The 26,416-nt window shown below is 56.8% G+C and carries 23 protein-coding genes; 20 read left to right on the top strand and 3 right to left on the bottom strand.

Annotated elements, in window-relative coordinates:
• Positions 1–217: 217 nt before the first annotated feature.
• From ACTHUY_RS07885 to ACTHUY_RS07850, 8 genes are all read left to right on the top strand, one after another.
• Positions 218–1,531 (top strand): homing endonuclease associated repeat-containing protein, encoded by a 1,314-nt coding sequence (locus ACTHUY_RS07885; RefSeq protein WP_441654366.1) that lies wholly within the window; start codon positions 218–220, stop codon positions 1,529–1,531.
• 203 nt (positions 1,532–1,734) lie between these two features.
• Complete coding sequence (locus ACTHUY_RS07880) at positions 1,735–2,253, top strand: hypothetical protein (protein WP_441654365.1); 519 nt, start codon at positions 1,735–1,737, stop codon at positions 2,251–2,253.
• A gap of 711 nt (positions 2,254–2,964) precedes the next feature.
• Positions 2,965–3,660: a FadR/GntR family transcriptional regulator gene (locus ACTHUY_RS07875; protein WP_441678380.1), complete on the top strand. Its 696-nt coding sequence runs from the start codon at positions 2,965–2,967 to the stop codon at positions 3,658–3,660.
• A 284-nt stretch (positions 3,661–3,944) separates the two neighbouring features.
• The gene (locus tag ACTHUY_RS07870; protein WP_441654363.1) at positions 3,945–4,070 is read left to right on the top strand and encodes a hypothetical protein; all 126 of its coding nucleotides are present in this window, start codon (positions 3,945–3,947) and stop codon (positions 4,068–4,070) included.
• An 834-nt stretch (positions 4,071–4,904) separates the two neighbouring features.
• Positions 4,905–6,527 carry an L-lactate permease gene (locus ACTHUY_RS07865; protein ID WP_441678378.1) on the top strand — a complete coding sequence of 541 codons (1,623 nt, stop codon included), beginning with the start codon at positions 4,905–4,907 and terminating at the stop codon, positions 6,525–6,527.
• A gap of 29 nt (positions 6,528–6,556) precedes the next feature.
• Positions 6,557–7,345: a (Fe-S)-binding protein gene (locus tag ACTHUY_RS07860; RefSeq protein WP_441678376.1), complete on the top strand. Its 789-nt coding sequence runs from the start codon at positions 6,557–6,559 to the stop codon at positions 7,343–7,345.
• Positions 7,345–8,853 (top strand): LutB/LldF family L-lactate oxidation iron-sulfur protein, encoded by a 1,509-nt coding sequence (locus tag ACTHUY_RS07855; RefSeq protein WP_441678386.1) that lies wholly within the window; start codon positions 7,345–7,347, stop codon positions 8,851–8,853. The genes ACTHUY_RS07860 and ACTHUY_RS07855 overlap by 1 nt, the downstream gene beginning before the upstream one ends.
• Positions 8,850–9,494: a LutC/YkgG family protein gene (locus ACTHUY_RS07850; protein ID WP_441654360.1), complete on the top strand. Its 645-nt coding sequence runs from the start codon at positions 8,850–8,852 to the stop codon at positions 9,492–9,494. The genes ACTHUY_RS07855 and ACTHUY_RS07850 overlap by 4 nt, the downstream gene beginning before the upstream one ends.
• A gap of 166 nt (positions 9,495–9,660) precedes the next feature.
• On the opposite strand, the gene ACTHUY_RS07845 is transcribed toward ACTHUY_RS07850, so the two are convergent.
• A complete protein-coding gene (locus tag ACTHUY_RS07845; protein ID WP_441678385.1) occupies positions 9,661–10,446 on the bottom strand; it encodes an NAD(P)-dependent oxidoreductase in 786 nt (261 codons plus the stop codon).
• Positions 10,447–10,807: 361 nt separating this feature from the next.
• Between ACTHUY_RS07845 and ACTHUY_RS07840 the strand changes: the two genes are divergently transcribed.
• The 3 genes from ACTHUY_RS07840 (at position 10,808) to ACTHUY_RS07830 (ending at position 12,473) form a co-directional block, all read left to right on the top strand.
• Positions 10,808–11,197, top strand: coding sequence for an MmcQ/YjbR family DNA-binding protein (locus ACTHUY_RS07840; protein WP_441678374.1), 390 nt, complete (start codon positions 10,808–10,810; stop codon positions 11,195–11,197).
• Between the two features lie 267 nt (positions 11,198–11,464).
• Positions 11,465–12,154 carry an AzlC family ABC transporter permease gene (locus tag ACTHUY_RS07835; protein WP_441678372.1) on the top strand — a complete coding sequence of 230 codons (690 nt, stop codon included), beginning with the start codon at positions 11,465–11,467 and terminating at the stop codon, positions 12,152–12,154.
• Positions 12,147–12,473, top strand: a complete 327-nt coding sequence (locus ACTHUY_RS07830; RefSeq protein WP_441654354.1) for a branched-chain amino acid transporter permease — start codon at positions 12,147–12,149, stop codon at positions 12,471–12,473. Before ACTHUY_RS07835 ends, ACTHUY_RS07830 begins: the two co-directional genes overlap by 8 nt.
• 216 nt (positions 12,474–12,689) lie before the next feature.
• On the opposite strand, the gene ACTHUY_RS07825 is transcribed toward ACTHUY_RS07830, so the two are convergent.
• Entirely contained in the window at positions 12,690–13,286 is a 597-nt protein-coding gene (locus ACTHUY_RS07825; RefSeq protein WP_441654353.1) for a hypothetical protein, read from the bottom strand.
• A gap of 411 nt (positions 13,287–13,697) precedes the next feature.
• On the opposite strand from ACTHUY_RS07825, the gene ACTHUY_RS07820 reads away from it, so the two are divergent.
• The 4 genes from ACTHUY_RS07820 (at position 13,698) to ACTHUY_RS07805 (ending at position 17,738) form a co-directional block, all read left to right on the top strand.
• Entirely contained in the window at positions 13,698–14,849 is a 1,152-nt protein-coding gene (locus tag ACTHUY_RS07820) for a four-carbon acid sugar kinase family protein (protein WP_441678370.1), read from the top strand.
• On the top strand, positions 14,731–15,147 hold the full coding sequence (locus ACTHUY_RS07815; RefSeq protein WP_441678383.1) for a nucleotide-binding domain containing protein: 417 nt from the start codon (positions 14,731–14,733) through the stop codon (positions 15,145–15,147). Before ACTHUY_RS07820 ends, ACTHUY_RS07815 begins: the two co-directional genes overlap by 119 nt.
• A 236-nt stretch (positions 15,148–15,383) precedes the next feature.
• Positions 15,384–16,274 carry an NAD(P)-dependent oxidoreductase gene (locus ACTHUY_RS07810; RefSeq protein ID WP_441678368.1) on the top strand — a complete coding sequence of 297 codons (891 nt, stop codon included), beginning with the start codon at positions 15,384–15,386 and terminating at the stop codon, positions 16,272–16,274.
• Positions 16,275–16,337: 63 nt separating this feature from the next.
• A complete protein-coding gene (locus ACTHUY_RS07805; protein WP_441678366.1) occupies positions 16,338–17,738 on the top strand; it encodes a GntP family transporter in 1,401 nt (466 codons plus the stop codon).
• Positions 17,739–17,936: 198 nt separating this feature from the next.
• On the opposite strand, the gene ACTHUY_RS07800 is transcribed toward ACTHUY_RS07805, so the two are convergent.
• Positions 17,937–18,506 (bottom strand): hypothetical protein, encoded by a 570-nt coding sequence (locus ACTHUY_RS07800; RefSeq protein WP_441678364.1) that lies wholly within the window; start codon positions 18,504–18,506, stop codon positions 17,937–17,939.
• Positions 18,507–18,988: 482 nt separating this feature from the next.
• Here ACTHUY_RS07800 and ACTHUY_RS07795 point away from each other — a divergent pair, with 482 nt between their 5' ends.
• The 5 genes from ACTHUY_RS07795 (at position 18,989) to ACTHUY_RS07775 (ending at position 26,227) form a co-directional block, all read left to right on the top strand.
• Positions 18,989–19,231: an aldehyde dehydrogenase family protein gene (locus ACTHUY_RS07795; protein ID WP_441654348.1), complete on the top strand. Its 243-nt coding sequence runs from the start codon at positions 18,989–18,991 to the stop codon at positions 19,229–19,231.
• A 250-nt stretch (positions 19,232–19,481) separates the two neighbouring features.
• A complete protein-coding gene (locus tag ACTHUY_RS07790; protein ID WP_441678362.1) occupies positions 19,482–19,943 on the top strand; it encodes a hypothetical protein in 462 nt (153 codons plus the stop codon).
• A gap of 475 nt (positions 19,944–20,418) precedes the next feature.
• A complete protein-coding gene (locus tag ACTHUY_RS07785; RefSeq protein WP_441678360.1) occupies positions 20,419–22,863 on the top strand; it encodes a DMSO/selenate family reductase complex A subunit in 2,445 nt (814 codons plus the stop codon).
• Positions 22,864–23,099: 236 nt separating this feature from the next.
• Positions 23,100–24,197 carry a DUF2804 domain-containing protein gene (locus ACTHUY_RS07780; RefSeq protein WP_441678358.1) on the top strand — a complete coding sequence of 366 codons (1,098 nt, stop codon included), beginning with the start codon at positions 23,100–23,102 and terminating at the stop codon, positions 24,195–24,197.
• A 449-nt stretch (positions 24,198–24,646) separates the two neighbouring features.
• Positions 24,647–26,227, top strand: coding sequence for an inorganic phosphate transporter (locus ACTHUY_RS07775; protein WP_441678356.1), 1,581 nt, complete (start codon positions 24,647–24,649; stop codon positions 26,225–26,227).
• The last annotated feature ends 189 nt before the right edge of the window (positions 26,228–26,416 follow it).

Here is a 26,416-nt window from a genome sequence, read left to right as displayed (position 1 = left end):
ATTCCGGGATTAAAGGCCGATACGACGCCATTTATGTTGAACGGCACAAATCGGATATCAAGAGTCCCAAGGTTTGATTCAACGTTTCACGGCACTTTGGTTTAGTGGCCAACAGGAAGGTCGATATAGTTCAGGACTTTATACGCCGAACCCTTGTGGGGAACATCGTAGGATTGGTCTATTAATTCATGAGTTTCAATGACGAACAGGGTGAAGAGTGGCAGACGTGGGAATTGATGTAGCGGGTAACGGTGATGGGTTTGATCAAGAGCTACAAAAAGCGCATGCGGTCTTGCTCGAAATTGACGAGGAGATCCGTCGTGGTGAGGGAGACTCAAGATCTCTAAAGATGGTGAGGGCTTACGTTTCGGGAGCCACGCTCGAGAGCATCGGTGAGGGGCACAAGCTTACTCGTGAAAGAGTGCGGCAACTTATCAACAAGACTCGCTGGAAGGCGACAGATCTCAAAAAGCTTAGCTTGGTGTTTGCTGAGCAGAGTCGGCGAATGGTTGAGAAAGCCGACAGGGAACGCGTTATAGCTTGGTCTTTTGCTAATCCAGGATCAACTCAGGAAGAAGCGAGTGAAAAGCTTGGCATCGACCGTTCACGCGTTCGGGAGCTTCTTGGGGAGAGGAGTGGCCGTCACCCAGCTACGTCGGTGGTGAAGAAAAGGGCCAAGAGGTGGTCTGACGAGGAGCTCATTGAGCTTCTTTGGCGGTTCCATGAGGAGACCGGCTCGACAGTGGCAACGCAGTTCACGGAGTGGAGCCGTGCGAATGGCGGACCGACAAAGCAAACACCAATGAACAGATTTGGTAAATGGTCTGCGGCAATCGAGGCGGCGGGAATTGCAGGATCCTACTCGGTAGACCGTGAGCGGCTCTACTCGAACCAGGATATGTGGGCTATAGTCATCGACTTCTTTAGAGAGGATCGAACTGAATACACATACAGGGCCTTTGAATCATGGCTGGCAGAAACACCAAACTTTCCCTCTGGCTCACTGATCCGCGTTCGTTTGGGTAAAACGTGGCAAATACTCGCACGGGACGCACAACGTCTCCTCGCTGGATATCTGGATGAGTTTGAACCCGAGTGGGTGAGTGACGTGCTCACACCGAGAGACTGGTCGACATTTGTGCGTAAAGAACTTGATGTGCGCAGCTACATCGAACAAGCACTTGAAGACCGTGGTCCAATTCTGACTATCGCAAAATACAACGAGTGGGCACTTGAGAACGATGCTCCAGCAGGAAACAACCTTATTGTACGGTCGGGAATTTCGTGGGCCGAGCTCGTTCGCTCATGTGGTGGCAGGGTCGGGCTTTTGGGGCGTCGGGGAAATATCTCAGAGGAGGAACTTCTTGAGCCGCTTCGTGAGTACCTTGACGCCGGCGGCCGTCGCAATTATGAAGCCTATTCATCGTGGGCGAGTGAGCGGGGGCTACCCGTGGCTGGAACTATCTCCGAGAAGTTAGGCGGCTGGAGCAAAGCTCTCGCGATGGCTCGTGAAGAACCCACTGATGTGTGACTTCTGAGCGAAGATGGACAAACGTGGAGCAGAAAGAACATACGCAAACAAGCGCTTCAGGATCTTCGGAACCGTTGTGGCGGACCGTAATGAAAGTTATGCCGGAGCGATGGGGACGCCCGTCGATTATTCCCACGAATCGTTAAACCCGAGTGCCACATATTAATCTTGTTTTGTCCGTAATTAATGGTGAGGGAGTGGCTGTGAAGGTTCTGATCGTGCGCGAGTCCTATTTCGGTAATGGTACGAAGGTCGTCGACTCCGTGGCTACGGCGATTGCTCAGCAACTTGGTGACGATGCTGTTGAAGTAGTGGAAGCAGGCGAAGCTCCCACTTTATTGCCGGAGGATGTGGTCGCCCTTATTGTCTCTGCGCCCACTCACGAGCTGTCTCTTCCCACTCCCAAGACCCGTCGGGCCGCACGCGAGCAGGGAGCAATCATCGGGTTTGAGTATGGCCTTCGGGAATGGATCGATGCCGTTGAGGTCCGTGAGAACCTGATGGTCATGGCGATCGATACCTGTACCAAGATCAGCTCGGTCATTGGCAGTGCATCAAAGGCAGCGGTTAAGGGACTAAAGAAGCGCGGCTTCACTGACGTTCACCGTGGCCCGAGTTTCCTTGTAGGAGGCACTGAAGGACCCCTGCAGTCCGATGAGATTAATAAGGCCCAGGCGTGGGGCAAGGAGTTTGGCGCGGGAGTTCTCACCTCTGTGGCGTGATGAGGTTCCTCGGAGGGCGCAGTGGCATACGTAAACATCCTCGGAAGGTCGAGGCATTGAAGTGAATTGGGCTCTGCGAGGCGCTGGGCCGGGAAGGCCTCGTGGCGCTGGGTTCGAAAGAAGGACCGTCCCTGTCGCCTTCATGTTTTTCAATGGAATTTAGGCATTGGGCCCGCCTTCAATCGTGCGTAGCCACGGGGTGCGTTTGTAGAACACGTCCACGAGGACCCCGATAAGGAAGGTCGAGATGATCGTTCAAATCCCCGATGCCAATAAGCTCGCTGAGGAAGATGGAAGAGCAGATCACAACGGCAAGCACGAGGGCTGAATCGAAGAAAGCTTCGACAGTTCCGAGTCTGATGCGACGGACTATGCCGATCGCTTTAACGAGTCCCTCGCCGGGGACGGTCAGAACGTTCGAGGCGACTTCGAGAGCGATGCCAAAGGCAAGAACAACGCACCCGACAACAACGGCGAGTAGCCGAAGCGAGAGGTTTCCTGAAGAGCCTCCTCATGGGCCGTCGTTAGCTCAGACGGGAGTTTCTCTGCTATGCCTCTCTGGACTTTTCGTGCCGACCACCATTTACGCGTAGGTCATCTGCCGTAAAGACGGGGCTGTAACGTGGAAGATTCTCCGAATTCTGGAATCTGGTCGGCAATACTTGGATTAAGGTACGTCGACAAGCACCGAGAAGAAGCGAGCCGAAAAGCATGAGCAACCCTCCGGGAGCCTCCAAGGCCCAGGTTGGAGCCGCCTACATCCGAGAACGGATAAACAGCGGCGACTGGCCCGTTGGCGAGGCCATCCGCAAGGAGCCCGAACTCATGGAGATCCTCTCGGTCGGTAGATCAACCGTACGTGAGGCAGTACGTTCCCTCGCCTCTCTTGGCATTCTCGAAACCCAGAAGGGTGTGGGAACGTTCGTAAACTCGCGGACACCCGTTCCCAATGTTCTCGTGGAAACCTATGCTTCCTTTGACCCCGGCGAGATCCTCGTATTCCGCCGCGCCCTCGAAGTTGAAGCCGCACGGCAAGCAACGATGAAAGCAACACCTGAGCAGATTGATGGGTTGAAGGCGAGCTTCGAAGCAACCAGGGCTCTTAAAGAAGGCCAGCTTGGCAACAGCTACATGGGTCAGGGAGCCCCCGGCCACTTCCATAACCTGATCTTTGAGATGGCGGGGGCGGGGCCACTCAGCCTCTCCTACTCTGCCGCCATGACAGTCATCAACCGCGGCGTCCGCAAAGGCACCATCATCCAGGGCTCGCCTCCCGGTACCGGAAAGACCGACCACTTGAACATCATTGCCGCAATCGAATCAGGGGATCCCGAGCACGCTGCAAGGGTTGTGGCCGAACACATCGACCATGACCTCATCCCAAAGCCCGAGGAAACCACGCCCTAGAGGGACTGGCCGTAGGGGATTCGCCGACAGGCGACACTGAGCGGGTGTGGGGAGGAATTATAGGCATCTTTCTCCCCACACCCTTTACTTACAAACCGTGGCACGTATGAAGAAACCCCGGCTACGCGCGAAATGATCGCGGTCATGTGCCAAGGAAACCTCGGCTTCTGTACTCCGCGACGCAGGCTCGCACTGCTGTCTTGCTTTCTCGTTGTGCGGTTTTACTCGAGGAATTAAGCCGATATGGACTCTATCTTTGGGGAAGCCCGTAGAAAGTTGATTCGGTGAAACCCTTCGTTGCCATTGATTTCGAAACAGCCAATGAAAAGCGTGCTTCCGCATGTGCGGTTGGACTTGTCCGCTACGACGAGGGCGGTCAGGAGGCCGGCCAGGTCACCACCCTGCTATGACCGCACGAGGATCTCGACTGGTTGAGCTATCGCAACATCAAGGTCCACGGAATCACAGCCGACGACGTTGTTGGCGCACCGACCTGAAATGATGTTCATCCCGACATCACAGACTTTGTCGGGGCCTCCCGCTTGTTGCCCACAACTTGGCTTTTGACGGCTACGTGCTCAGTGATCTTGCATCGTTGCAGGGCCTGAACCAGGCCGCTAACCGCCGTATGTGCACCCTGGGGCTCTCCAAGAAGCTACTCGCCACCGACACTGGTCTTCCGTCACTATTTCCCGGCCGACACCTTCATTCGCCACGAGGCCTCGACGGAGGCTCGAGCCTGCGGCGCCCGCATGCAGTCCGAATACGGCTACGAGCACCTGGAAAAGCTCTGCCCTCCCACCGGAGTACTGACTCGCTAGCCGGACCGCTCCGATAGCTACTACTCGGATGAGTCGCCATGTTGGGTGCAGGGCGATCTGGGCGGGTGTCCCGGGCCTAATTCAGGACAATGGTCACGGGTGCGCGACTTTTCCCATTTCGCGTAATTTTTCCAGACTATGGTTTTGCTGCCGATTCTGGTGCTGCGAAGGAGCGGGTTTCTGCAGATCTCTTATTTGTGCGGATTCGCTCACTTAGGATGACCAAACATTATTTAACTCATAAAAGACTCACATAATGCACTTGGCGACAATACTGAATTAAAGGTTAAAAGATGATAGATCTTAAGACGGAGTCCACAGCCAATAGGCTCATCCGCGTACAGAGCAGTCCTGGGTGAGCGAGCTGGACACGACTCGTCACGTTTCGTACTTGAGGTGAAATTGGAAACCTTCGTTCCGTCAATGACGGCGATAGCGGATTCGACCGTACTCTCCGCCCTTGTTGGCATCCTTCCTCTTCTTGTCTTCTTTGCTCTGCTCGGCGTTTTTAAGCTGGCAACCCACTGGTGCGCGGTCGGTGCGCTGATCGTTGCTACGATCTCAGCGGTTGTTGGGTTCGGTATGCCGGTGGGAATGGTGGGGCGCTCCGCCCTCCAAGGCCTGGCGTTTGGTATTGCCCCTATCCTTTACATCGTGATCGCTGCCGTCTGGCTCTACAACCTAACGGTGCGATCCGGTCGTGCCGATGATGTGCGAGCCGTGTTCTCTGCAGTTGGTAAGGGTGATCAACGCATTCAGGCTCTGCTCGTTGGCTACTCGTTCTGTGCCCTCCTCGAGGGCTTGGCAGGTTTCGGAGCACCAGTTGCCATCGTTGCCGCCATGCTCGTCACTCTTGGGGTGAAGCCGCTTAAGGCGGCAGCTGTCACGATGGTGGGTAACTCAATCAACGTGGGCTTTGGTGCGATGGCAATCCCCGTGACAACCGCAGGCCGTATCGGCGGCATTGCGGCAACCGACGTTGCCGCGACTGTTTCTTCGATCACCCCCTGGATCGCGAGCCTTCTGCCTTTCCTGCTCGTCATCATCCTTGATGGTACCCGCGGGATCCGTCAGCTCTGGCATATCGCTTTCATTCAGGGCCTGACCATGAGTGTCGGCCACATTATTGCCGCGAACGTTATCTCTTATGAACTCACGGCAGTGTTTGCGGCCCTCTTGAGCTTCGCGGCCGTTGCCCTCCTCCTTAACTATTCTCATCCGACAACCCCGGAGGAGTACCGCTCGGAAACGAGCGAGAAGCTTCCCTCCGTTTCCCGGACCACGCTTGCTCTTATGCCCTACTGGCTGGTTGTCATCGTCTTCGCCGTCGCAAAGCTCTGGGCAATCGGTGTTGATATCCCGGCTGCACTCGCGAGCACGGACGTGACTATCGAGTGGCCGGGACTCTATGGCAATCTGCTTACAGAGTCCGGCGAGGTATCGTCCTCGGCAATCTACAATCTGCAAACCCTGTCTTCCCCAGGAACAATGATCGTGCTGACCGCGCTGATTGTTGCCTTCGTATACGGGAGGAACTCGTCCGGTGGGCTCTTCGAGCTCACGTTCAGCAGGGGAGTGAAGGTACTTGGCGAAACGATTGTGTCCCTCCGGTGGTCGCTCGTGACCATTGCTTTGGTCATGTCGCTTGCGTACGTCATGAACTTCTCGGGCCAAACCATGGCCATTGGCGCTGCCCTAGCGGCGACCGGTGCCGCCTTCGCGTTCCTGTCGCCAATTCTTGGCTGGATTGGTACAGCAGTCACAGGCTCGGCTACCTCTGCCAACGCCCTGTTTGCTGACCTTCAGGCAACGGTTGCTGCCGGTGCCAACTTGGACTCTTCGGTACTTCTATCGGCAAACACCATCGGTGGTGGCATCGGCAAGATCGTGTCCCCGCAGAACCTCGCCATTGCCGCAACAGCTGTGGGTGGTAAGGCTTCAGAGTCTGAGATCCTCAAGAAGGTTGCGCCCTGGTCTCTCGGTATCCTCCTGCTTCTCTGCGTCCTTGTGTTCTTGGCCACGCAGGGTATTCTCCCACTCATCTAGTTTTGTCTGACTGAAAGAAAGAAGAATCTATGAAAGTCGCACTGTTCGCCACATGTTTGTCCGACGCCATGTTCCCACAGGCTCCCCAGGCAACCCTTCACCTTCTGAAACGACTCGGCGTTGACGTTGTTTTTCCGCAGTCCCAGGCCTGCTGCGGTCAGATGCACGTGAATACTGGCTACTACCCGGAAGCCATGCCACTGATTGAGAACCACGTGAAGACGTTCTCCCCGGTGCTCGACGGAGAATGGGATGCAGTTGTTGTCCCCTCTGGTTCCTGCACCGGCTCTATCCGTGAACAGCAGGCCATGGTGGCCGAGAACCAGGGCAACAACCAGGTTGCCGCGAGGGCAGGACTCATTGCCAAGAAAACGTACGACCTTTCGGAGTTTCTTGTTGATGTTCTCGGGGTAACCGATGTAGGAGCGTACTTCCCGCACCGGGTCACCTACCATCCGACCTGCCATTCTCTGCGAGTCACGCGCGTTGGCGACAAGCCTGAGCAGCTCCTGTCTGAGGTCCAAGGAATCGATCTAGTTTCCCTTCCCGAAGCAGAGTCCTGTTGTGGTTTTGGGGGCACGTTCTCGATCAAGAACTCGGAGACCTCGGCCGCGATGGTGTCTCGCAAGATAGCCAACGTTATCTCTACCAAGTCCGATGTGCTGGTTGCAGGCGACTATTCCTGCCTCATGAACATCGGTGGTGCGCTTGCACGTAACCGCGCAGGTATCCGCGTTATGCACCTGGCTGAGGTGCTGGCCGGAACCCAGGCCGAGCCCTGGGAGGCCCCGGCCACGACAACGAAAGTTGGTGTGTGATGTCGACATTCCTCGGAATGCCCAAGATCTTCAACACGGGCCATAAGCAGTGGGAACAGGGCGATCCCATCCCTGCCGATCCTCTGAACTGGGGGACCGACTTCCCCGAGGGATCTTCAGTAACCCTGCGCAATAGCCAGATGAGGAAGAACCTCGGACACGCCACCACGACGATACGTAATAAAAGGAACATGAGGGTGGCGGAGATGCCGGACTGGGAAGAGCTCCGCGAGGCCGCCTCCGCCATCAAGAACGAAACCATGCTGCGCATGCCGGAGCTGCTAGAACAGATGGAGGAGAACGTCACTAAGCGTGGCGGCATCGTCCACTGGGCACGAGATGCCCAGGAGGCCAACGAGATCATTCACAAGATTCTCGTTGAGAAGCAGGCGAAGGAGGTCATCAAGATCAAGTCGATGGCCACTCAGGAAATCAACATGAATGAGTACCTCGCCGAACGTGGCATTACCGCCTGGGAAACCGACCTAGCCGAGATGATTGTCCAACTTGGCAAAGACATGCCTTCCCATATTGTTGTCCCCGCCATCCACCGCAACCGTGCAGAGATCCGCGAGATCTTCATGTCGGAGATGGAGGACGTCCCGGAAGACCTCACCTCGGATCCCCGCGACCTTGCCATGCTGGCTCGTGACCACCTGCGGGCACTGTTCCTCAAAACCAAGGTCGCGATCTCCGGCTCCAACATGATGATCCCGGAAACCGGCACGCTGTCGATCTTCGAGTCCGAAGGTAATGGCCGCATGTGCCTTACCCTGCCGGAAACCCTGATCTCCGTTGTTGGCATCGAAAAGATGGTGCCAAGATACAAGGACACCGAAGTCTTCGCGCAGCTGCTGCCCCGCTCGGCCACCGGTGAGCGCATGAACCCGTACACGTCGATGTGGACCGGGGTAACCCCCGGGGATGGTCCCCAGGAGTTCCATCTCATCCTTCTCGATAACGGGCGCTCCCAAACCCTTGCTGATCCGGTCGGTAGGGAAGCCCTCAACTGCATTCGGTGCGGTGCCTGCATGAACGTCTGCCCGGTGTACGAGCACACGGGCGGGCATGCCTACAACTCCGTCTACCCGGGACCGATCGGTGCGATTCTCACCCCGCAGCTCCTCAACTCCCTGGATGCAGATCACCCGCAGTCCCACCTGCCATTCGCATCATCACTGTGCGGGGCGTGCGGTGATGCGTGCCCGGTCAAGATTGATATCCCCGGGATCCTCGTGCACCTGCGCCACAAGATCACCGAATCAAACCGGGGTGGTATCCCCTCCGGCTGGGATGTAGCGATGAAGGCAAGCTCCAAGGTCATGTCGTCAGGCAAGGTCATGGGAACCTCTATTAAAGCCGGCAAGGCACTGCGACCAATCGCGGGCAAGGACGAGAAGATCTCGAACGCACCGTGGCCACTCAGCGGCTGGACGAGAAACAAGGATGTTCCAGCCCCACCGGCCCAGACATTCCGTGACTGGTACAAGGAAGAAGGTCAGAAATGAGTGCCCGTAGCGAGATCCTTGCCAACGTACGTGAGGCCCTTGGCGAACGAGTAGATCCGGCACCCGTTCCGCGGAACTACCGTCAAGAAACCGAGAACGCACCTGGTTCCCAGCCCGTCATCGACGAAATGATCGAGGCCCTTGAGGACTACACGGCGGTGGTCGTCCGCGTTAAACCGGAGGAGGTCCCCGATGCGATCGCAGATTTCCTCGATGGCCTGAACTCGGTTGTCGTCCCCGATGGTCTAGATCCCACCTGGAAGGAAGCTGCCGCACGGGACGGTAGAACCGTCACAGAGGACTCGCGAGAGAAGGGACTAACAAACTACGAGCTCGACGAGATCGACGCCGTCGTCACTGCTTCCCGCGTGGGCGTATCCCTCTCGGGCACCATCATTCTCGATGGTGAACCCGACCAGGGCCGCCGGGCGATTACCCTCGTTCCCGACACCCATGTCATTGTTCTCAACGAGCGGGACGTCTACCCAACAGTTCCGCAGGCCGTAGCAGTCCTTGAAAAGAACCCGCTGCGACCCGTCACGTGGATCGCGGGACCGTCAGCTACCTCCGACATTGAACTCGTACGAGTCGACGGTGTGCACGGTCCTCGCAACCTCCGCGTTGTTCTTGTCAAGGAGTAGGTTGGGAAAGGGATTTCCAGAGAGAAAACCATACGTGGCTCTGAGAAATCTATGAAGTTGGGCGGGGCTCGTCTCTGATGGATCACCATCGTTAACGAGCCGCGCCTGCTTGCTTGCTTGGATCAGATCATTTACTCGGGTCGGATCAATTGGATCAGGGTAGTTGTTAGGAACGTTGCTGGATGAACTTCTTGACGACTGCAAGGTCCTCATTTCCAAGCCCGGCGTCAACCAATTCTTGGTAGGAGCTCAGAAGCGCGGGAAGTAAGACGGGAGATGCTCCAGTCGATACTGCGACTTCAGAAGCAAAACCGAGATCCTTCAGCATGTAAGCAGCAATTCCACCCGATGTGAAGTCGTCATTGATAAGCATGTCCTTCTTCGCCTGAAGAAGAGTGAACCCGGCGTAACCACCACCGAGCACTTCCAGCAGCTTGGCAGGTGCAATACCGGATTCTTCACCGAGAACCGTCGTCTCACCAAGGGCAAGCATCGTTGCGGCCACAACCATTTGATTACAGGATTTCGCTACCTCTCCTGCACCGAGGGGGCCGAGGTGGTGCACGGTTCCGCAGGGGGAAAGGATTGTTCGAGCTCGCGCGCACTGGCCATTCGTGCCACCAACCATGATCGATAGGGTTCCAGCCTCGGCTCCTTCGACGCCACCATAGACCGGTGAGTCAATGAGTTGCACTCGTCCGTCAGTCTCTTCTTTCAACTTCTTAGCTAGTTCCCGAAGCCTGACCGCCGAAGAAGTTGAGCCAACCATGAGGAACAGTTCGACGTTGGCGGCAAGCAGAGACTCATCGCCGGTCAGCATCGGTTCCAGCTGCGGTAAATCGGGGAGCATGACGAGAATCGATCCGGCGTGCTCTGCTAGATCCTTGGGGCTGTGCGCCTTCATGGCCCCCAGTTCTTCAAGCTCCGCCTTCGGACTACGACTGTAGTAAATGATCGATCATCCCGCCTTGATCAGTTGCTTCGCCATGGGAGAGCCCATATCGCCGGGAACAATAATGCCAACTGCTTCGCGGGTCATGACTTTCGCTTTCTGAACGCGGCATCTTTGTCGCTCGTTCGTGGAATCCCATATGGCTAGCGCATTTGGAGATTCACCAATATTACGGTGGTTCTTTCCAGCCCGCGAGGAGAAATATGTGCCGCCTACGGCATGCTGCCCCAGGACGCTAAGAGCTGTGTAGATCTGGTGTCATCAGGTCGGTTCTGAAAATAGGATTGACTGGAAGCCAGGGTCAGCTGGCAACAACGGGCAGCAGGCATAGGAGGGAATGGAGGCCGTCATGGATGGCGAAATGCTTCAACGAGTCACCAAAGAACGTGCCCTTCAGTTGCCTGCCACTGAGATTGCTTACCCGTTCGGCCCCGAATGGGACGTGTTCAAAGTTGGTGGCAAGGTCTTTATGATCCACACCGAACTGAAGGGTGACCTGATTGCCGTTATTAAAGCTCGACCGGGTGATAGCACGGCACTTCAGGAAGCCTTTGATGACATCACTCCCGGTTACCACATGAACAAAAAGCACTGGATCACTCTCAACCCCGGCGGATCCCTTGATCAGGAATTCATTGAAGACCTCGTTACCGAGTCGTACTTGCTCGTCATCGAGAAGAGTTTGCCCAGGGCAAAGTGGCCGGTCGATCCGTTTACATATGGACAGGAACCAACAAGTGATCCCGCCTAAGCATGCAACTCAGGGCACACGTTGTTGATCCTGCCCGGTGCGTACCGCATACCCGCTTCTTAGGTGCCCGAGTTCTTATTTTCCTGAGGTCAGAAGTGGCTCCAGGTTGGCTTAGGACTGGGCCTGCGATTTTGGCTAGGGCTGGATCTCCGCTTTCGGAGCGGTGCAAGGGCTGATCCGCAATATCTCCATTACTCGGGACGGTGGCTGAGCCTCGGCCCTGTTTGAGAGAGTAAGTGAGAGCATGACTTGGTGGAAGAAGTGGCAGTGTCTCGACGAAGCGAAGTTCGTGAAGGTATCCGGATCTCGTTGCCTGCGGGCCTTGGAATGTTTCCTCTCGGTCTCGCGTTTGGTCTGCTCGTTATTCAGGCAGGGCTGGAATGGTGGGTGGCTCCCGCACTCTCAATTGCTGTTTACGCCGGGTCGCTCGAGTTCCTGCTTGTTAGCCTCATCGTCGTCTCGGCCCCGTTACTCACGGTGGCTGTCACCACTCTCCTCGTGAACTTTCGGCACGTGTTCTACGCCTTCACCTTCCCGCTCCAGGTTGTTAAGAACCCGATTGCCAAGCTCTACTCCGCCTATTCGCTAACCGATGAGGCTTTCGCGATCACGGCAGCAAAGCCTGATGGCTGGACGGCATGGCGTCTGGTCTCTATGCAGATTGCCCTGCAGATCTACTGGGTCGGCGGCGGGCTTGCCGGTGTCCTTATCGGATCCCTCCTCCCCGCGGGGATAGAAGGCCTGGACTTTGCTCTGTGCGCCCTATTTATCACCCTGACCCTCGACGCAAGCAGGACGAAGAAGGAAGTTCCCTCACTTCTCTTAGCTGCATCCTGCTACGCGTTTGCTGCCGTGGCATTTCCGCAGGCTGCAATGTTTGCGGGGCTTTCGCTCTTTGTTGCTGTTCTGTTCATTCGATATGTCATCGAACGAGCAAGGGGGAAAGCCGGTGCCTGAGCTCTCCTACCTCATTGCCGTTCTTGCCATCGGTTTTGTTATCGACTTTGCGCTGCGTGGAGTCCCGTTCCTGGTTCTGGAACCGCTACGGGAATCCGACTTTGTGGGTCGCATGGCGGGGTGGATGCCTGCCGGCATTCTTGCCATCCTCGCGATTGCCACGGTCCAGTCAGCGGCGGAGGGCGGTGGATCCCGCCTTGCCTACGCACTGATTGCCTCCGCAGTGACCGTTACCGTACATCTGGGCTTTGGTAGAAGAACTCTGCTGAGCGTGAGCGCCGGAACCGGCGCCTTCGTTCTGCTCGTCAATCTGGCTTGAGAGTACGTGTGGCGCCGTGCGTAAAACCGACGGTGCCATGGATCTACTGAGCTGCTGAATATTGACCGACGCGATAGCGCAACTGATTCACTGGCGTTAGAAGTAACGCGCTCAACCTGAGTAACCAACCGGTGCTCAAATGCGAAACTGGAGGCCAGTTCATGGCTGGGTAATGGCCTTCAGTTCATGGCCAAGTCACCGGCATCCAGCTCGCGGCTAGGCGACCGGAGCCCCCGGCTCGGCGGGAAGAATCGCGCTCAGGGTGTGGCCCATTCCGAGAACATCGGTCAGGGTCACCTCGATTTCACCACCAACCTCGATTGGGACATCCCAGGTGACTTCCCAACCGTAGGTGACGATATCCGTCGTGCAGTTCAGCCCTGCGTTTGCAGGATCGAAAGTGATCTCGATGGTCTCCCCATCGGTCCACGCCTCTGTCGGCACTGGATAGCAACCGTCGGTGCTTGATCCTCGAGTGTAGATATGGAAGGTCTCGCCAGGAACGGTCCACGTGAGAGTGACACCAGTTTCGGGCGAGGGCGGCAACTGCGCATCGGTATCGAACTCGACCGGAGTGGTGCCTTGCTCCGGAGGCACGGTCGTCGGATCTTCGCTTCGGTCATCAGTTGGCGACTCCGTGGGATCCTCACTGGGACCCTCGGTGGGTTCTTCGCTGGGAGCGTCCGTCGGATCTGTCGTTGTCGGGTCCGGCGACACTTCCTCGAAGATCGTTGTTGGCTCCCCAGAGCTATCCGAGCATCCTGCAAGGGCTAGGGCTGCTAGGAGTGTTCCTGCGATGGCTGACTTCTTCATGGCGTCATTCCTCTCCGATCCGTAACCCCAATCCGGTAGGGAACGTCTCGACAGCGAGTTCCCTCAGTTCACGAGATTGCTGATCAGGGTATAGATCCGGTGTCTTGGACGCTATCAAACAGAATGCCACATCGCGAGAGTGAAACCGGGGTAGATCAGCCCCGTTGCACAGACCAAGTGTCGGAGAACTCATGCATTCAGTGGGGCGCTGACGCGAATCTCGGTGTCGCATATGTCGCGACACATCGCCTCACCGAAGGTGCGGCTTAGTGCTAGCGCATGTCTTTCTGCTGGTCGTAGATGGTCAATGAAAGATTGCGTGCTGTTCAATTCGCGAAAGAATTTCCTTGCGTTCGACTCAAATGTCACCTAGACTCCCAAGTAACCTCAGAGGTCAGAGCACAAAGGAGTGTGACAATTGTGGTAAAGAAGCAACTTGGCGAGCTGGTCGCCGATTTTCCCGAGCCCGTTAGCGTCTCGGCAGATGATGTTGTAGCGGCAAGAGCGCGCGAGAATGACACGGTCGTCTACGTTGTTCTCGACGATGATCCGACCGGAACGCAGTCGGTTGCGGATCTGCCCGTACTGATGACATGGGAGAAGGACGACTTCCTGTGGGCCTTCGAAACCGGCAAGCCCGCCGTCTACGTCATGATCAACTCCCGTTCGCTGGCACCCGCCGATGCTGAGCGTGTCAACCGCGAAGCGGTGACCGCCGCGCTCGCGGCAGCGAAGCAAGCCGGGATCGAGGTAGCGTTTGTGTCCCGTTCCGACTCAACCCTGCGTGGGCACTTCCCCCTAGAACCGAACACCATCGGTGACGAGATTCAGAAGGCCACAGGTAAGCCCGTCGACGGCATTGTGATCGTTCCCGCCTTCGGGGATGCTGGGCGAATCACCGTTGGTGGCATGCACTACGCCGGGTCGGAATCCGACGGCTTCATTCCCGTTGGGGAGTCGGAGTTTGCTAAGGATGCGACGTTCGGTTACGAATCCTCCTACATACCCGACTGGGTCGAAGAAAAGACCCATGGCGATATTCCGGCCAAGGATGTCCTCGTCCTTGACCTCGATATCCTTCGCGGTGACCGCCAGGCCGCCGTTGAACTTCTAGGCTCCGCCAAGAGCAGCACTCCCATTACCGTCGACATTGTCTCCGAAGAGGACCTGCGGCTCCTGGCCATGGCTCTTATTGAAGCCGAGAAGGCGGGATCCACGTTTATCTACCGGGTTGGCCCTCCATTCGTTCGCGCAAGGATCGGCCAGGCCGTCCATGCTCCGCTCACCGTTGACGAGATCAATGACTCCCGCGGGGACCGTGACATCGCCGCAGGCGGTCTCGTTGTCGTTGGCTCCCACGTTGGACTGACCACCCGGCAGTTGAATGAACTACGGGAACGCAGGGCGCCTTACGAGCTGGAACTCGACGTTGCTCGCCTCATCGATTCCGAAAGGGGGAGCGGACTACATCGCAGGTATTGCCAGCGATGCTGCGGAGGCGCTGAACTCCGGCAATGTCGTTATCCGCACCTCCCGCAAGCTTGTCACCGGAACGGATGCTGACTCCTCACTCGACATTTCCCGCCGCGTCTCCGCGGGCGTTGTCAGTGCCGTTAGCCAGATTCTTGCCAAGAATCCGCCCCGCTTCGTTGTCGCGAAGGGCGGCATCACCTCCTCCGACGTGGCATCAAAGGGACTCGAGATCGGCCGTGCCATCGTCGTTGGTTCGATGCTTCCCGGAATCGTCTCCCTCTGGTCCGGTCAAGATGGTCCGGCCGCAGGGATCCCCTACGTCGTCTTTGCCGGCAATGTCGGAAGCGACTCCTCGCTCGCCGATGTCGTCGACAAGCTATCCGCCTAAGGCCCAAATACGCTGTGTGAACCCGTGATGATGCTGGTTCACACTCCAGATCATCGTTTCTTCTGCGCCGAACGATTCGGTTGTCCTTCGCGTTTCACCCGGCACCTGCCCTGCTGGATGTCAGTGATTCGTTCCTAACCAAAGTCCTGCTTGGCCCAGCGTCCTGCTGGATGCTTAGGGGGAGCCCACCACCATTTAATTACTACCAATACTTCACCCAACTCAAAGGAGAGATTATGTCCCGCAGAATTGCCGTACTCGGTCTGGGAGCCATGGGTCTGCAGATGGCGAGCTGGCTCGCCAAGTCATTCGACGTCGTCGGATACGACATTGCCGCTGAGCGCGTTGCGCTCGCGGACAAGGAGGGAGTAGCTAGCGCTACTTCCGCAAAGGAAGCAGCTGACGGAGCGGACCTCGTTCTCGTTGCCGTCCGCAACCGAACGCAGCTCGATGAGCTTCTCTACGGGGCCGATGGTATTGCGGAGGTCATGAAGAAGGGCTCCGCCATCATCCTCACCTCCACCATCGGTATCGCACCGGTTGAAGAAGTTGCCGCACAGCTTGCAGAGCAGGGCATTGGCCTGGTCGATGCTCCCGTTTCGGGCGGTCCCGCACGTGCCGCCAAGGGTGACCTGCTCGTCACCGTTGGCGCCTACGAAACAGAGTACGAGTTCGCGAAGCCCGTGCTGGACGTGATGGCTTCCACCCTTGTCTGGGTTGGTAAGGCTCCGGGCAAGGGCCAGTCCATGAAGACCGTGAATCAGCTTCTCTGCGGTATTCACATTGCTGCCGCCGGTGAGGCTCTTGCCCTTGCTGGCAAGCTCGGACTCGATCAGACCGTTGCCCTTGAGGCCCTGATGTCTGGTGCTGCCGCTTCGTTCATGCTGGGTGACCGCGGTCCGCGTGCCATCCAGGCTGACAACGGTGAAGAAGCCGAAGTAAAGTCCCGCCTCGACATTTTTGTTAAGGACATGGGAATCGTGACTGACGCTGCGAAGAGCGTTGGTATGGCGGTGCCGGTGGCTGCGGCCGCCGAGCAGGAATACCTCCTCGGTTTTGCACGCGGCCAGGCGGCCATGGACGACTCGTCCGTCATCCGCGTCGTTTCCCCGGAAGACCGCGCCTGATAGCGCCTAGATAACCGGACAGTGATCCACTCGGTTGCTGGCCGGTATTTTAAGGAACCCAAAATGAGTGCTGCAACGCTTTTAGGCATCGCTATTGGTGCCATTATTACCCTCCTCCTACTGGTCATCAAGGTTAAGATATCGGCCTTTGTTGCCATGCTCCTCGTCGCCTTCGGAACCGCCCTAGCCACGGGAGTTCCGGTTGAAGAGGTCGTTCCCGTTATGCAAACAGGTATGGGTAACACCCTGTCCTCGGTCATGATTGTCGTTGGCCTCGGTGCCATGCTGGGCCGCCTCATTGAGGTAGCCGGTGGCGCCGATGCTCTGGCGCAAAAATTCACGCAGGTTCTCGGTGAGAAGCGAGTGATTGGTGCCGTTACGGCAGCGGCCTTTGTTCTCGGTATTCCCGTTTTCTTCGACGTTGGTTTTATCATCCTGGCCCCGATCGTCTTTGGCTTTGCTCGCGTCGCCAAGATCAATCCCCTGAAGATTGGTTTGCCGGTCGGCGGTGTTCTCCTCACCGTCCATGTTGCCGTCCCACCTCACCCTGGCCCGGTTGCTGCCGCCGGTATCACCGGTGCCGACGTCGGCATGATGCTTCTTGTTGGCCTGCCGCTCTGTGCTATCACCGGTGTTATCGGCTACTTTGCCGCGAAGATGTTCAGGACCGATGGCATCACCCTCATGGACTCTCCGGCAACCGCCGCTCCCGCGGTCGTCGAGTCTGGTGCACCCGCCGATGAGATTGTCGGGGATGGCTCCGTAATAGGTGCAGTCAAGAATCGTGTTCGGACCATCGGTGCAGGCACGGTTATTCTCCTTATCCTCCTGCCAATCCTCCAGATCATGCTCGGCACCGTGGGCAACATGGTCCTCGAGGAGGGGACCGCCGCACAACGTTGGCTAGGTATGATCGGTTCCTCCACCATCGCTCTACTCACCGGCGTTATCGTTGCCTACCTGGTTATCGGTAACAAGATGGGATGGTCGCTGGAGAAGCGCGGATCGATCCTCGACTCCGCCCTCCCCGATGTTGCTGTCATCGTTTTTATGACGGGTGCCGGTGGCGTGTTCGCTAACGTCCTCGTCCAGTCTGGCATCGGCAACGCACTATCCGAGACACTGATCGAGTTGAATATGCCGATCATCCTCGCCGCCTTCCTTATCTCGGCCGCGCTACGCGCCTCCCAAGGCTCGGCAACCGTAGCGATCCTGACGTCGGCGGGCCTCATGGTCGAACCAATTGCGGCGGCGGGGTACTCCGGCCTGGAAACAGTGCTGGTTACCCTTGCTATCGGTTTCGGTGGCCTCGGCTTCTCCCACATCAACGACTCTGGATTCTGGATTGTCACAAAGTACCTTGGCCTGTCCGTCAAGGATGGCCTCAGGACCTGGACTGTCCTGACAACGATCTTCGGTGTTACGGGCTTCCTGCTCACCTGGGGTGTGTTTCTTCTCGTCTAAGGACCGGAGTAGTGCCCTCCCGATTCCCGAAGGAACATCAAATTAAAGCCAGAAAGCATTAAGAAACTGATTGAAGCTAGAAAATGGCTTTAGCCTCAATCCGCATGAATAGGAGGGGTCGGGAACTTGTCCGCACTGGCGGAGGCTCCCGGCTCCTTCTGTCTATGGATGTGGATGACAGTTGTTATGGCCGGCTTGTTACTCGGCGAAACTTGCCTCAACGACTGCCTGCTCCTCACCGAATGAGGCGGCTTCGTTCTGCACCCTGAGTTCGAGAACTGAACCATCATCAAGATTCGTGTAGGTGACAAAGACAGAGCCAGCCCCAGCGTCACTCGCCGTACGGTCCCAGTTTGGGCCACCTTCGTCACCCAGAGCATCAATAACCTCGGCCGTGGCAAGCAGCTCCATGACCTCCGTGTTGCCGTTGCCCCACGCGACCACGAAAGCATCCGCATATTCTAGTGCGTCTGTTGGCATGGTGATCTCGCCAGCGTCCGTGGTTGCCTCATCGCCTGTCTCGGTGTCAGCAGGATCGTTGGGTTCGACGGAAGGATCCTCAGAGCCGGTGGGCTGTTCGACCGGCGGCTCAGTGCTCTCCTGGGTTGGAATGGTCCCTCCGGTTGGGATATCGGTTGATTCGGTCGTGGTTTCTGAATCGCTTGCAGTATCCGACCCGTCACTATCCGTGCTGTCGGAGCATGCAACGAGAGTAGCGATGAGTGTAGCTGATACGAAAAGACCGGTGTACTTGCTGGTTGACATCATGGGATTCCTCCCCTCGAAGTGTTTGATAGTTCAGCCCATAGCTCGGCAGTTCGGGGGACTGGAGCCCAACCGCTTAGAAGAAGCGATTGATTGGCTGTCGCGACCCCGGGCCACCGTGCTATGACTGCGGGCTCTCGTACTGCCGGGGCGGGTGATGTTAGATCCAAACGTCTCGGGGCACGAATGCCCGGGAGTGATTCTTCCACTCCCCGTGCCCAGATACGACTACGGGACGGAATGCTCCAAGGCAGTGTTCAGACTCGATGAGCGAAGATTCGTCTTCCTGACTACCGGCATGGGACGGTATTCCTTGCAGGTAGCTAGAAGTGGCGGGAGGAGCTGATTGCGCGCGCCGTTGAGCGGAGCACAATGGCAACAGCGCGTGGTGAACCGGTTCAATACCCCGGCTGGTTTGCGCAACTAGCATTCATTGTGGACATCACACGCGACACCCTGATCTTCCAGGAAGGGCTTCTGGGCCCGTGCCGACGGTCTACAAGTGCTCTGATGAAAATGAAGTTGATTCGCCTGTTAACAATTTGAACTTCGGTTTTACTGGGTATATTTCTTCTGGTGACTTTGATTGGGCTCTCCGAGTATGTGAAGAGTTCTACACCGGTCTCGTGGTTAGCAACCGGCCGTCCACCGCATCGAAAATGTTGCTCCGTGGAGAGAACCGTTCAGGTTATGGCAAGGAAGTGGGGCTCATGGAATCAGGGAATTGACGCTCGCCACGTTGCTCTGCCACCCGCCGGTGGATCCCTCCGCCAATCCGATAGCTTTCAAAAGCTATCGCGCGGAAGGTTTGGGACTAGGGGCACGCTCCGCCTCTCATCCCAAGACAGGGGCCTAGTCTCCCACCTAGGCTCGATCAGCACAGTTGCATTGGTGGGACCCGTCCCAGGTTCCTGATCCGAAAGTGACTTCTTAGCCTGCAGCGCGGCGTTGTCGTCGCATGCCGGGATACTCTGAAGCATGACAAAGATAGCGCCGATCCTCGCTGTTTCTCTGCTACTTCTTTCTGCATGCCAGGATTCTGATCCTGATTCAAGCACTGGCTCGACTGATCCAACGGGGAGCACAACAACATCGTCTGAAGGGACCGTGGCAACCTGGATCTTAGTCAGCCAAGACCTCACGTCAGAGTCAACTACTTTTGATATCGGTGTCATGAGGGTCGAATGTGCAGGGGGAGAAACCGGCACTGTGCTCGACCCAGTTATCGACTATGAGGATGGCAGAATTCTGATCGAAGCCCGCGTAGAAACACTGACAGATGGAGAATACACCTGTCAGGGGAACAGCGTTGTTCCCCTGACGATTGAGCTCGATGAGCCAATTGGGGAACGCTCTCTGGTCGATGGTGTGTGCCATGTTCCCGGTGGTGGAATAGGCGGGGACTGCGAAGGTGATGGGGTGCGCTGGCCCATTCCTTAGTTCTTTATTGACCGGGGTGTGCGAACCGTGCTCTCCGTGATCGGCTTGACCAGGCCAAGATATGAGAGAAGAAGTGGCGAACGCGATCACCGTGGGATCCAGCGCGGCGTTGGCCGACAGAGGCTGTAACCCTGAAGTCAAGCTATCCGAGCAAACGCCTTCTTCGGCTGCAGACTGCTTAGGGTGAGTGCACGTCACTTGACCGGCTAGGTCCGATATGAGTGAGGATGCGCAAATGCGCGGGATTTGCGCGCGCTGTTTCGCAGGTGCGGACGGCCTCTCTTGAGTCATACAAATCGGTCAACCGATAGATGCTTTGTCCGTTTAATTACGAATCATCCTTGTTCTCTATATTCGTTAAACCCGTTGGGACTTTGGTGTCGAATCGGGACTTTCTTCACCCTATTTTCTGGAAGTTGGTTCGTAGCCTGGCCTCAGCGACGTAATGAAAGCTTAGAAATCAAGAGGAAAGAGGATGACTATGTCGATGACGGTCACGGAGGGCTTAAGCCGCCGGTCGTTTATGAAGTGGTCTGGTGTAGCTGGCGGAACGGCTGCACTCGTTGCCACTACCACTCAGCTGGGTATGCCGGGCGCGCGAAGCGAAAGTGGCGACGGTGCTGCTGATGTTGACGCGACGATCTGGTCTGCCTGCGTGGTGAACTGTGGTTCGCGATGCCCGCTGCGGTTGCAGGTAAAGGATGGCGTAGTCACCCGGGTTCTCCCCGATAACACCGGTGATGACACTCTCTGGAACCGTCAGATTCGCGCCTGCGTGCGCGGGCGCAACATGAGGGAGAGGATCTACAACCCGGATCGCATCAAGAAGCCCCTCAAGCGAGTTGGGGCCAAGCGGTCCGATGCTGAGTTTGAAGAGATCTCGTGGGATGAGGCTTTCGACATCATCACCGAGAAGCTTAAGTACACGTACGACAAGTACGGTCCGGAATCCGTGTACAAGCAGTACGGCTCCGGTGTGTGGAACGCACATGTTGCAAACTCGGGTGGCTGGCATAGGCTCTTCAACCTGCTCGGTGGTCACCTCGGCTACTACGGCAACTACTCATACCTTCAGATCTCCCAGTGCACCCGGTACTTCTACGGTAGCCCGGACGAGCAGATTTCGAACTCGATCGAAGATGCGATCGAGAACTCAAACCTTCTCGTCCTGTGGGGCAACAACCCGCTCGAGACCCGTATGTCCGGCGGTGGCAACACGTACACCGCCACCCTGGCCAAGAAGGCCGGTCTCAAGATCATTGTTGTGGACCCGCGCTATTCTGACTCGGCCTCGGTTCTTGCCGATGACTGGATTGCTCTTCGTCCGGGCACCGACGCTGCTCTCGTTGCGGGCATGGCGCACGTGATGATCACCGAGGACCTGCACGACCAGGAGTTCCTGGACAAGTACTGCGTGGGCTTCGATGAGGAGCACATGCGGGAGGGTGCTCCGGAGAACGCCTCCTACCGCTCCTACATTGAGGGCAAGGGCGAAGACGGTATTGAAAAGACTCCCGAGTGGGCTGCGGAGATTACCGGTGTTCCCGCGAATAAGATCCGTACTTTTGCTCGCGAGGTTGCACTGGCAAAGCCAGCCAACATTGCTCAGGGTTGGGGCCCTCAGCGTCACGCCAATGGCGAGAACAACGCGAACGCTATCTACCTGCTTGCGGCCCTTACCGGAAACGTCGGTATTCCCGGCGGCGGCACCGGTGGTCGGGAAGGTTACCTGTGGCCCTACACGCCGTGGCTGGATGATGGTGTGAACCCGGTCGAGGCTAGTATCTCCTGCTACAAGTGGACGGATGCCATTGACCGTGGTCCCGAGCTCACCGCCGTTCGGGATGGTGTGCGAGGCAAGGACAAGCTCGATGTGGGTATCAAGTTCATGCTCGTTTACGGATCGAACATGCTTGCAAGCCAGCACGGTGACATCAACCGGACACGAGAGATTCTTGATGATGATTCGAAGTGTGAGTTCATTCTTGGTATCGACAACCAGATGAATGCTTCGATGGAACTCTGCGACCTGGTTCTGCCGGATACGACCACCGCGGAGCGGTGGGATCTTGTCCCGTCCGAATACACGGGCGACATGGCTTACGAGATCATGATCCACCAGGCCATCGAACCGCTCTACGAATCACGTTCCTCGATTGAGATCACGGCCGAGATCGCTAACCGCATGGGTGTGGGTGAGGAGTTCTCGCAGGGCAAGGAAACCACCGAGGACTGGGCCCGCGAGCTTCACGAGCAGGCCCGGGAGAACCACCCGGACATCTTCCCGACCTTCGATGAACTCAAGGAACAGGGTGTTGTCCGGTACACGAGCCCGGATGGTCCCACAGTTGCGCTCAAGTCCTTCCGTGACGATCCCGAAGCAAATCCCTTGGGTACGCCTTCGGGCAAGATTGAGATCTACTCGAGCCAGCTTGCTGACATGGCGAAGGAATGGGAGTTCCCCGACCCGATCCCCGGCGATGAAATTACTCCTATCCCCGGCTACGTGGTCACCCGCGAAGGCCCGGAAGAGGCCCGAACCAACGACAAGTACCCGCTGCAGTGCATCGGTCACCACTTCAAGGGCCGCACCCACTCCACCTACGGCAACCTCGAAGCGCTCCGCGCAGCACACCACCAGCGCGTATGGATCAACGAAGCTGACGCCAAGGAACGCGGGATCGAATCCGATGACAAGGTTGTGGTCTACAACGACCGCGGCAGGATCTCCCTGCCAGCCATGGTCACCCCTCGTATCGTCCCCGGCGCAATCTCCGTCCCGCAGGGTGCATGGATCCAGATTGACGAGAACGGAGTCGACCAGGGCGGTGCGGTCAACATGCTGACAAGCCTCCACCCGACACCGCTCGCCAAGGGCAACGGACAGCACACCAACCTCGTCCAGGTAGAAAAGGCGTAGGAATACTTCTCTGATCAGCCGAACCACACCGGCACACTGCGCCTCAGGCATGGGACGAACAGACTTCAAAGTCTTATGATGATAGGCAGAGCGATCAGAGAAACGGTTGAGGAATCTCAGTAAGAGAATTCTCAGCCTAAGGAAGGTCCGGCTCCATGAGCCGGACCTTCTGCCGTTGTGTTGTTGCTTCCTTGCGATCCGGCAAGTTGTGGGAAAGGAGTCAGTAAGCTTGGGACATGTGGAATGGCGAACGTGAACTGACCGAACCAGTTTCTCTTGTCGGGCCCGATGGGTTGCTTAACCCGGATGCTGTGGGATGGTCACGTAGGCCGATTCATGACACCTCGGGCATTGGGATTGGTCATGGTGGGCTACCTAAGGTGTGGGGACGCAACAAGCGCTGGGAGTACTGGCTCGTTATGACTCCCACCCATCTTTTCTCGCTCACGATCAGCGACGTGGATTACGCCTCTTCCCACAGTATCTGGGTTTATGAGATCCTCACGGGCAAGCGCCTCGATGTCGCCGCCATCGTTCCGCTTGCTCGCGGAGCGGTACTCGAACCATCTCTCGGTGATGGCGTGGCGCGCGGTGGTTCAATGAGCTTGGGTGGCAAGTTGCTGCCAACGGGACCGGGCAGGATGAGAGCATTTATTGACCCGGTGACCGAGGGAACACGGCTCCGTGCAGAAGGTCAGGCACCTCGAGTGAATCCTTCCGGTATTTCATCCGTACGGTTTGATGTGACAGCACATCGCTCTCCCGAACACGAAGCGCTTGGCGTGGTCGTGCCTTGGTCGGAGAAACGCTTCCAGTACACCGTAAAGGAAACAGCACTGCCGGCAACCGGATACCTTGAACTCGATGGTGAAGTTATTGAACTGCCAACGGGGGAGGCCTGGGCGATCCTTGATCACGGGCGTGGCCGCTGGCCGTACAAGATGGATTGGAACTGGGGTGCTGCCAGTGGATACGGGCAATCGCCTTCAGGAACTGTCGCCGTAGGATTCCAGTCCGGGGCGAAGTGGACTGATGGCACGGGTGCTCGAGAGAATGCTATTACAGTTGACGGCAGGCTCTACCCAATTCACGAAGACATCACATGGGACTATGAGTTTGGGCAGTGGGATAAGCCCTGGCATCTGCATTCTGAATCAGTGGACCTCTGGCTGGAGCCGTTCTGGAACCACGATGCCATCACCGATCTCGGAGTCATTGCCATGAAAGCGAACCAGGTGTTCGGCTACTTCAGCGGAACCGTGACAGTTGATGGACAAAAGATCACCATCGACAACATGCGTGGCTTCGCCGAGGACGTACGTAACAAGTGGTGATTGCCCGACTGTACAAGGGCGGTCTCTTGATGGGGTCGCCCTTCTACTGGAGTGGCGTAGCTGTCGGTAATGCCGACTGAAGTCGTATCAGTCGGCAACGGGGGAAAGCTGACCCGTTACCTTGTTGACAGGTTCTGATTGGAGGGTGTTGATTGACCCCGGACAAAGGTCGGGAATGGATGCCTCTCAGTGAGCAAAGCAGGCACGTTGCAGGCGAATATTGGTGCTGTGACGTCGATGACTTGGCAAGGGAAAGTCCAGCTCCTTAATCGGCTCTGTAGATGCGTATGTTACGTGAACAACATATGACCAAAGGGCAACAAACGAGTGTCTTTGTCATGCCATAATTTTCATGGCCTAACAGGCCTGATGTGATGTCGGGCCGACCTTTTAATCGAAATTGGAGTGGCATGGAGAGTCGGGCGCCAAAGCCGAATTCCGCTGAATCGTTGGCCTTCAAGGATGCAACAGGGAGAAACACGGGCTGGAATATCGCCTTCGGTCTTCTCATGGCGATGTCCTTCTTCCTGTTTGCCAGGTGGGGACTCGACTACATTGGCTCGGACGCCAACATCCCGATCTTCTTCCTGGCCACGATCTTTGGTCTGTTCATGGCCTTCAACATTGGTGGCAACGATGTCGCCAACTCGTTTGGAACATCGGTGGGTGCTGGCACTCTCACGATCAAACAGGCGCTATTAATTGCGGCGGTCTTTGAGGTTAGTGGTGCAATCATTGCCGGCGGTGAAGTGACCGATACCGTTCGCTCCGGCATCGTCGATCTCGATGCCATCAACCTGGAGCCGAACGACTTTATGCTCATCATGATGAGCTCGTTACTGGCTGCAGCGCTGTGGCTGCTATTCGCCTCCAGAATGGGGTACCCCGTTTCCACAACGCACTCCATTATCGGGGGCATTGTTGGTGCATCCCTCATGATCGGATTCGTGACCGAGCAGAGCAATCCGCTCGCCATGGTGCAGTGGGGAGAGATCGGTCAGATCGTTATCTCCTGGGTCCTCTCACCGCTACTTGGCGGCATCGTCGCCTACCTCATGTACCGCTGGATCAAGACGAACATTTTGCAGTTCAATGATCGGGCCGATGCTGCCTTGGAGGCTTTGGCTGATGAACGGAAGAAGGCCACGGTCAATCACAAGAGGGCCTTCGAAACTCTCTCGGAACTCCAGCAGGTTGCCTACACGGGGGCACTCGACCGCGATGAGAAGCGGATTAAGTCGGGCGACTTTGAGATCGATGAGCTCGAGTCCGACTATTACAAGGAACTTAAGAGACTTGATAAGAAGGCCGACGATGTGGGTGCCTTCAGGGCTCTTGAGAAGTGGATTCCTGTCCTTGCTTCCTTCGGAGCACTTGTTATTGCGTCCATGCTTCTCTTCAAGGGACTGTCGAACTTGGACCTTGATCTGAGCACCGAAGGCAAAATTGTCATGTTGGCGATGATCAGTGCAGTGGTTTGGATGGCGACCTCGATCCTCGTACGTTTGCTCAAGCGCAAGTCACTTCAGCGCTCTACGTTCCTCATTTTCTCGTGGATGCAGGTATTTACCGCATCAGCATTCGCCTTCTCTCATGGCTCTAACGACATTGCTAACGCGATTGGCCCCTTCGTGGCCATTCTCGATGTGCTCCGCAGCGGGAGCCTGGAATCCATGGCACCCGTTCCTACGGCCGCCATGGTCGCCTTCGGCATTGCTTTGGTTGCGGGCCTCTGGTTCACGGGACGCAACGTTATCCGTACTGTGGGTACGAGCCTGACGAAGATGCACCCATCATCCGGGTTCGCAGCCGAGCTCGCCGCCGCGATGGTCGTCATGGGAGCTTCCGTGCTTGGCCTTCCTGTATCCTCCACCCATATTCTTATTGGCGCGGTCCTTGGTATTGGTGTTGCCAACAGGGCTGCGAACTGGAAGCTCATGAAGAATATTGGTATCACCTGGGTTGTCACCCTTCCGATCGTCTCAGCACTTTCTGCATTCACTGTCCTTGGGCTCAGACTCTTTCTCTAGCGAGGCACGCCTCTGGAATGGAGAGCATTTCTCTTAGAGGAAGACATCTGTTCTTCGTAAGCATCCTCAGTGCCCGTCTGCAAACCTGACGGATTGGTAAGTGATCGGGCAAGGCGATGGCGCGTAGGCTAAGGGCATTGGAGCCCTTGGCGGTAATTGCGCGGGTGATTCTTGCACGTCTGGGTTAAG

It is taken from the genome of Flaviflexus sp., assembly GCF_052087705.1.
Classification (GTDB): domain Bacteria; phylum Actinomycetota; class Actinomycetes; order Actinomycetales; family Actinomycetaceae; genus Flaviflexus; species Flaviflexus ciconiae.
The sequence above is the reverse complement of the archived record's forward strand: the minus strand, read 5'-3'. Positions and strand labels throughout refer to the sequence as shown.

Coding starts and splice junctions, on each gene's coding strand:
- ACTHUY_RS07875 (WP_441678380.1), top strand. CDS start 2,965: ATGAGCAACCCTCCGGGAGCCTCCAAGGCCCAGGTTGGAGCCGCCTAC.
- ACTHUY_RS07865 (WP_441678378.1), top strand. CDS start 4,905: ATGACGGCGATAGCGGATTCGACCGTACTCTCCGCCCTTGTTGGCATC.
- ACTHUY_RS07860 (WP_441678376.1), top strand. CDS start 6,557: ATGAAAGTCGCACTGTTCGCCACATGTTTGTCCGACGCCATGTTCCCA.
- ACTHUY_RS07855 (WP_441678386.1), top strand. CDS start 7,345: ATGTCGACATTCCTCGGAATGCCCAAGATCTTCAACACGGGCCATAAG.
- ACTHUY_RS07850 (WP_441654360.1), top strand. CDS start 8,850: ATGAGTGCCCGTAGCGAGATCCTTGCCAACGTACGTGAGGCCCTTGGC.
- ACTHUY_RS07840 (WP_441678374.1), top strand. CDS start 10,808: ATGCTTCAACGAGTCACCAAAGAACGTGCCCTTCAGTTGCCTGCCACT.
- ACTHUY_RS07825 (WP_441654353.1), bottom strand. CDS start 13,286: ATGAAGAAGTCAGCCATCGCAGGAACACTCCTAGCAGCCCTAGCCCTT.
- ACTHUY_RS07810 (WP_441678368.1), top strand. CDS start 15,384: ATGTCCCGCAGAATTGCCGTACTCGGTCTGGGAGCCATGGGTCTGCAG.
- ACTHUY_RS07805 (WP_441678366.1), top strand. CDS start 16,338: ATGAGTGCTGCAACGCTTTTAGGCATCGCTATTGGTGCCATTATTACC.
- ACTHUY_RS07800 (WP_441678364.1), bottom strand. CDS start 18,506: ATGATGTCAACCAGCAAGTACACCGGTCTTTTCGTATCAGCTACACTC.
- ACTHUY_RS07790 (WP_441678362.1), top strand. CDS start 19,482: ATGACAAAGATAGCGCCGATCCTCGCTGTTTCTCTGCTACTTCTTTCT.
- ACTHUY_RS07785 (WP_441678360.1), top strand. CDS start 20,419: ATGACTATGTCGATGACGGTCACGGAGGGCTTAAGCCGCCGGTCGTTT.
- ACTHUY_RS07780 (WP_441678358.1), top strand. CDS start 23,100: ATGTGGAATGGCGAACGTGAACTGACCGAACCAGTTTCTCTTGTCGGG.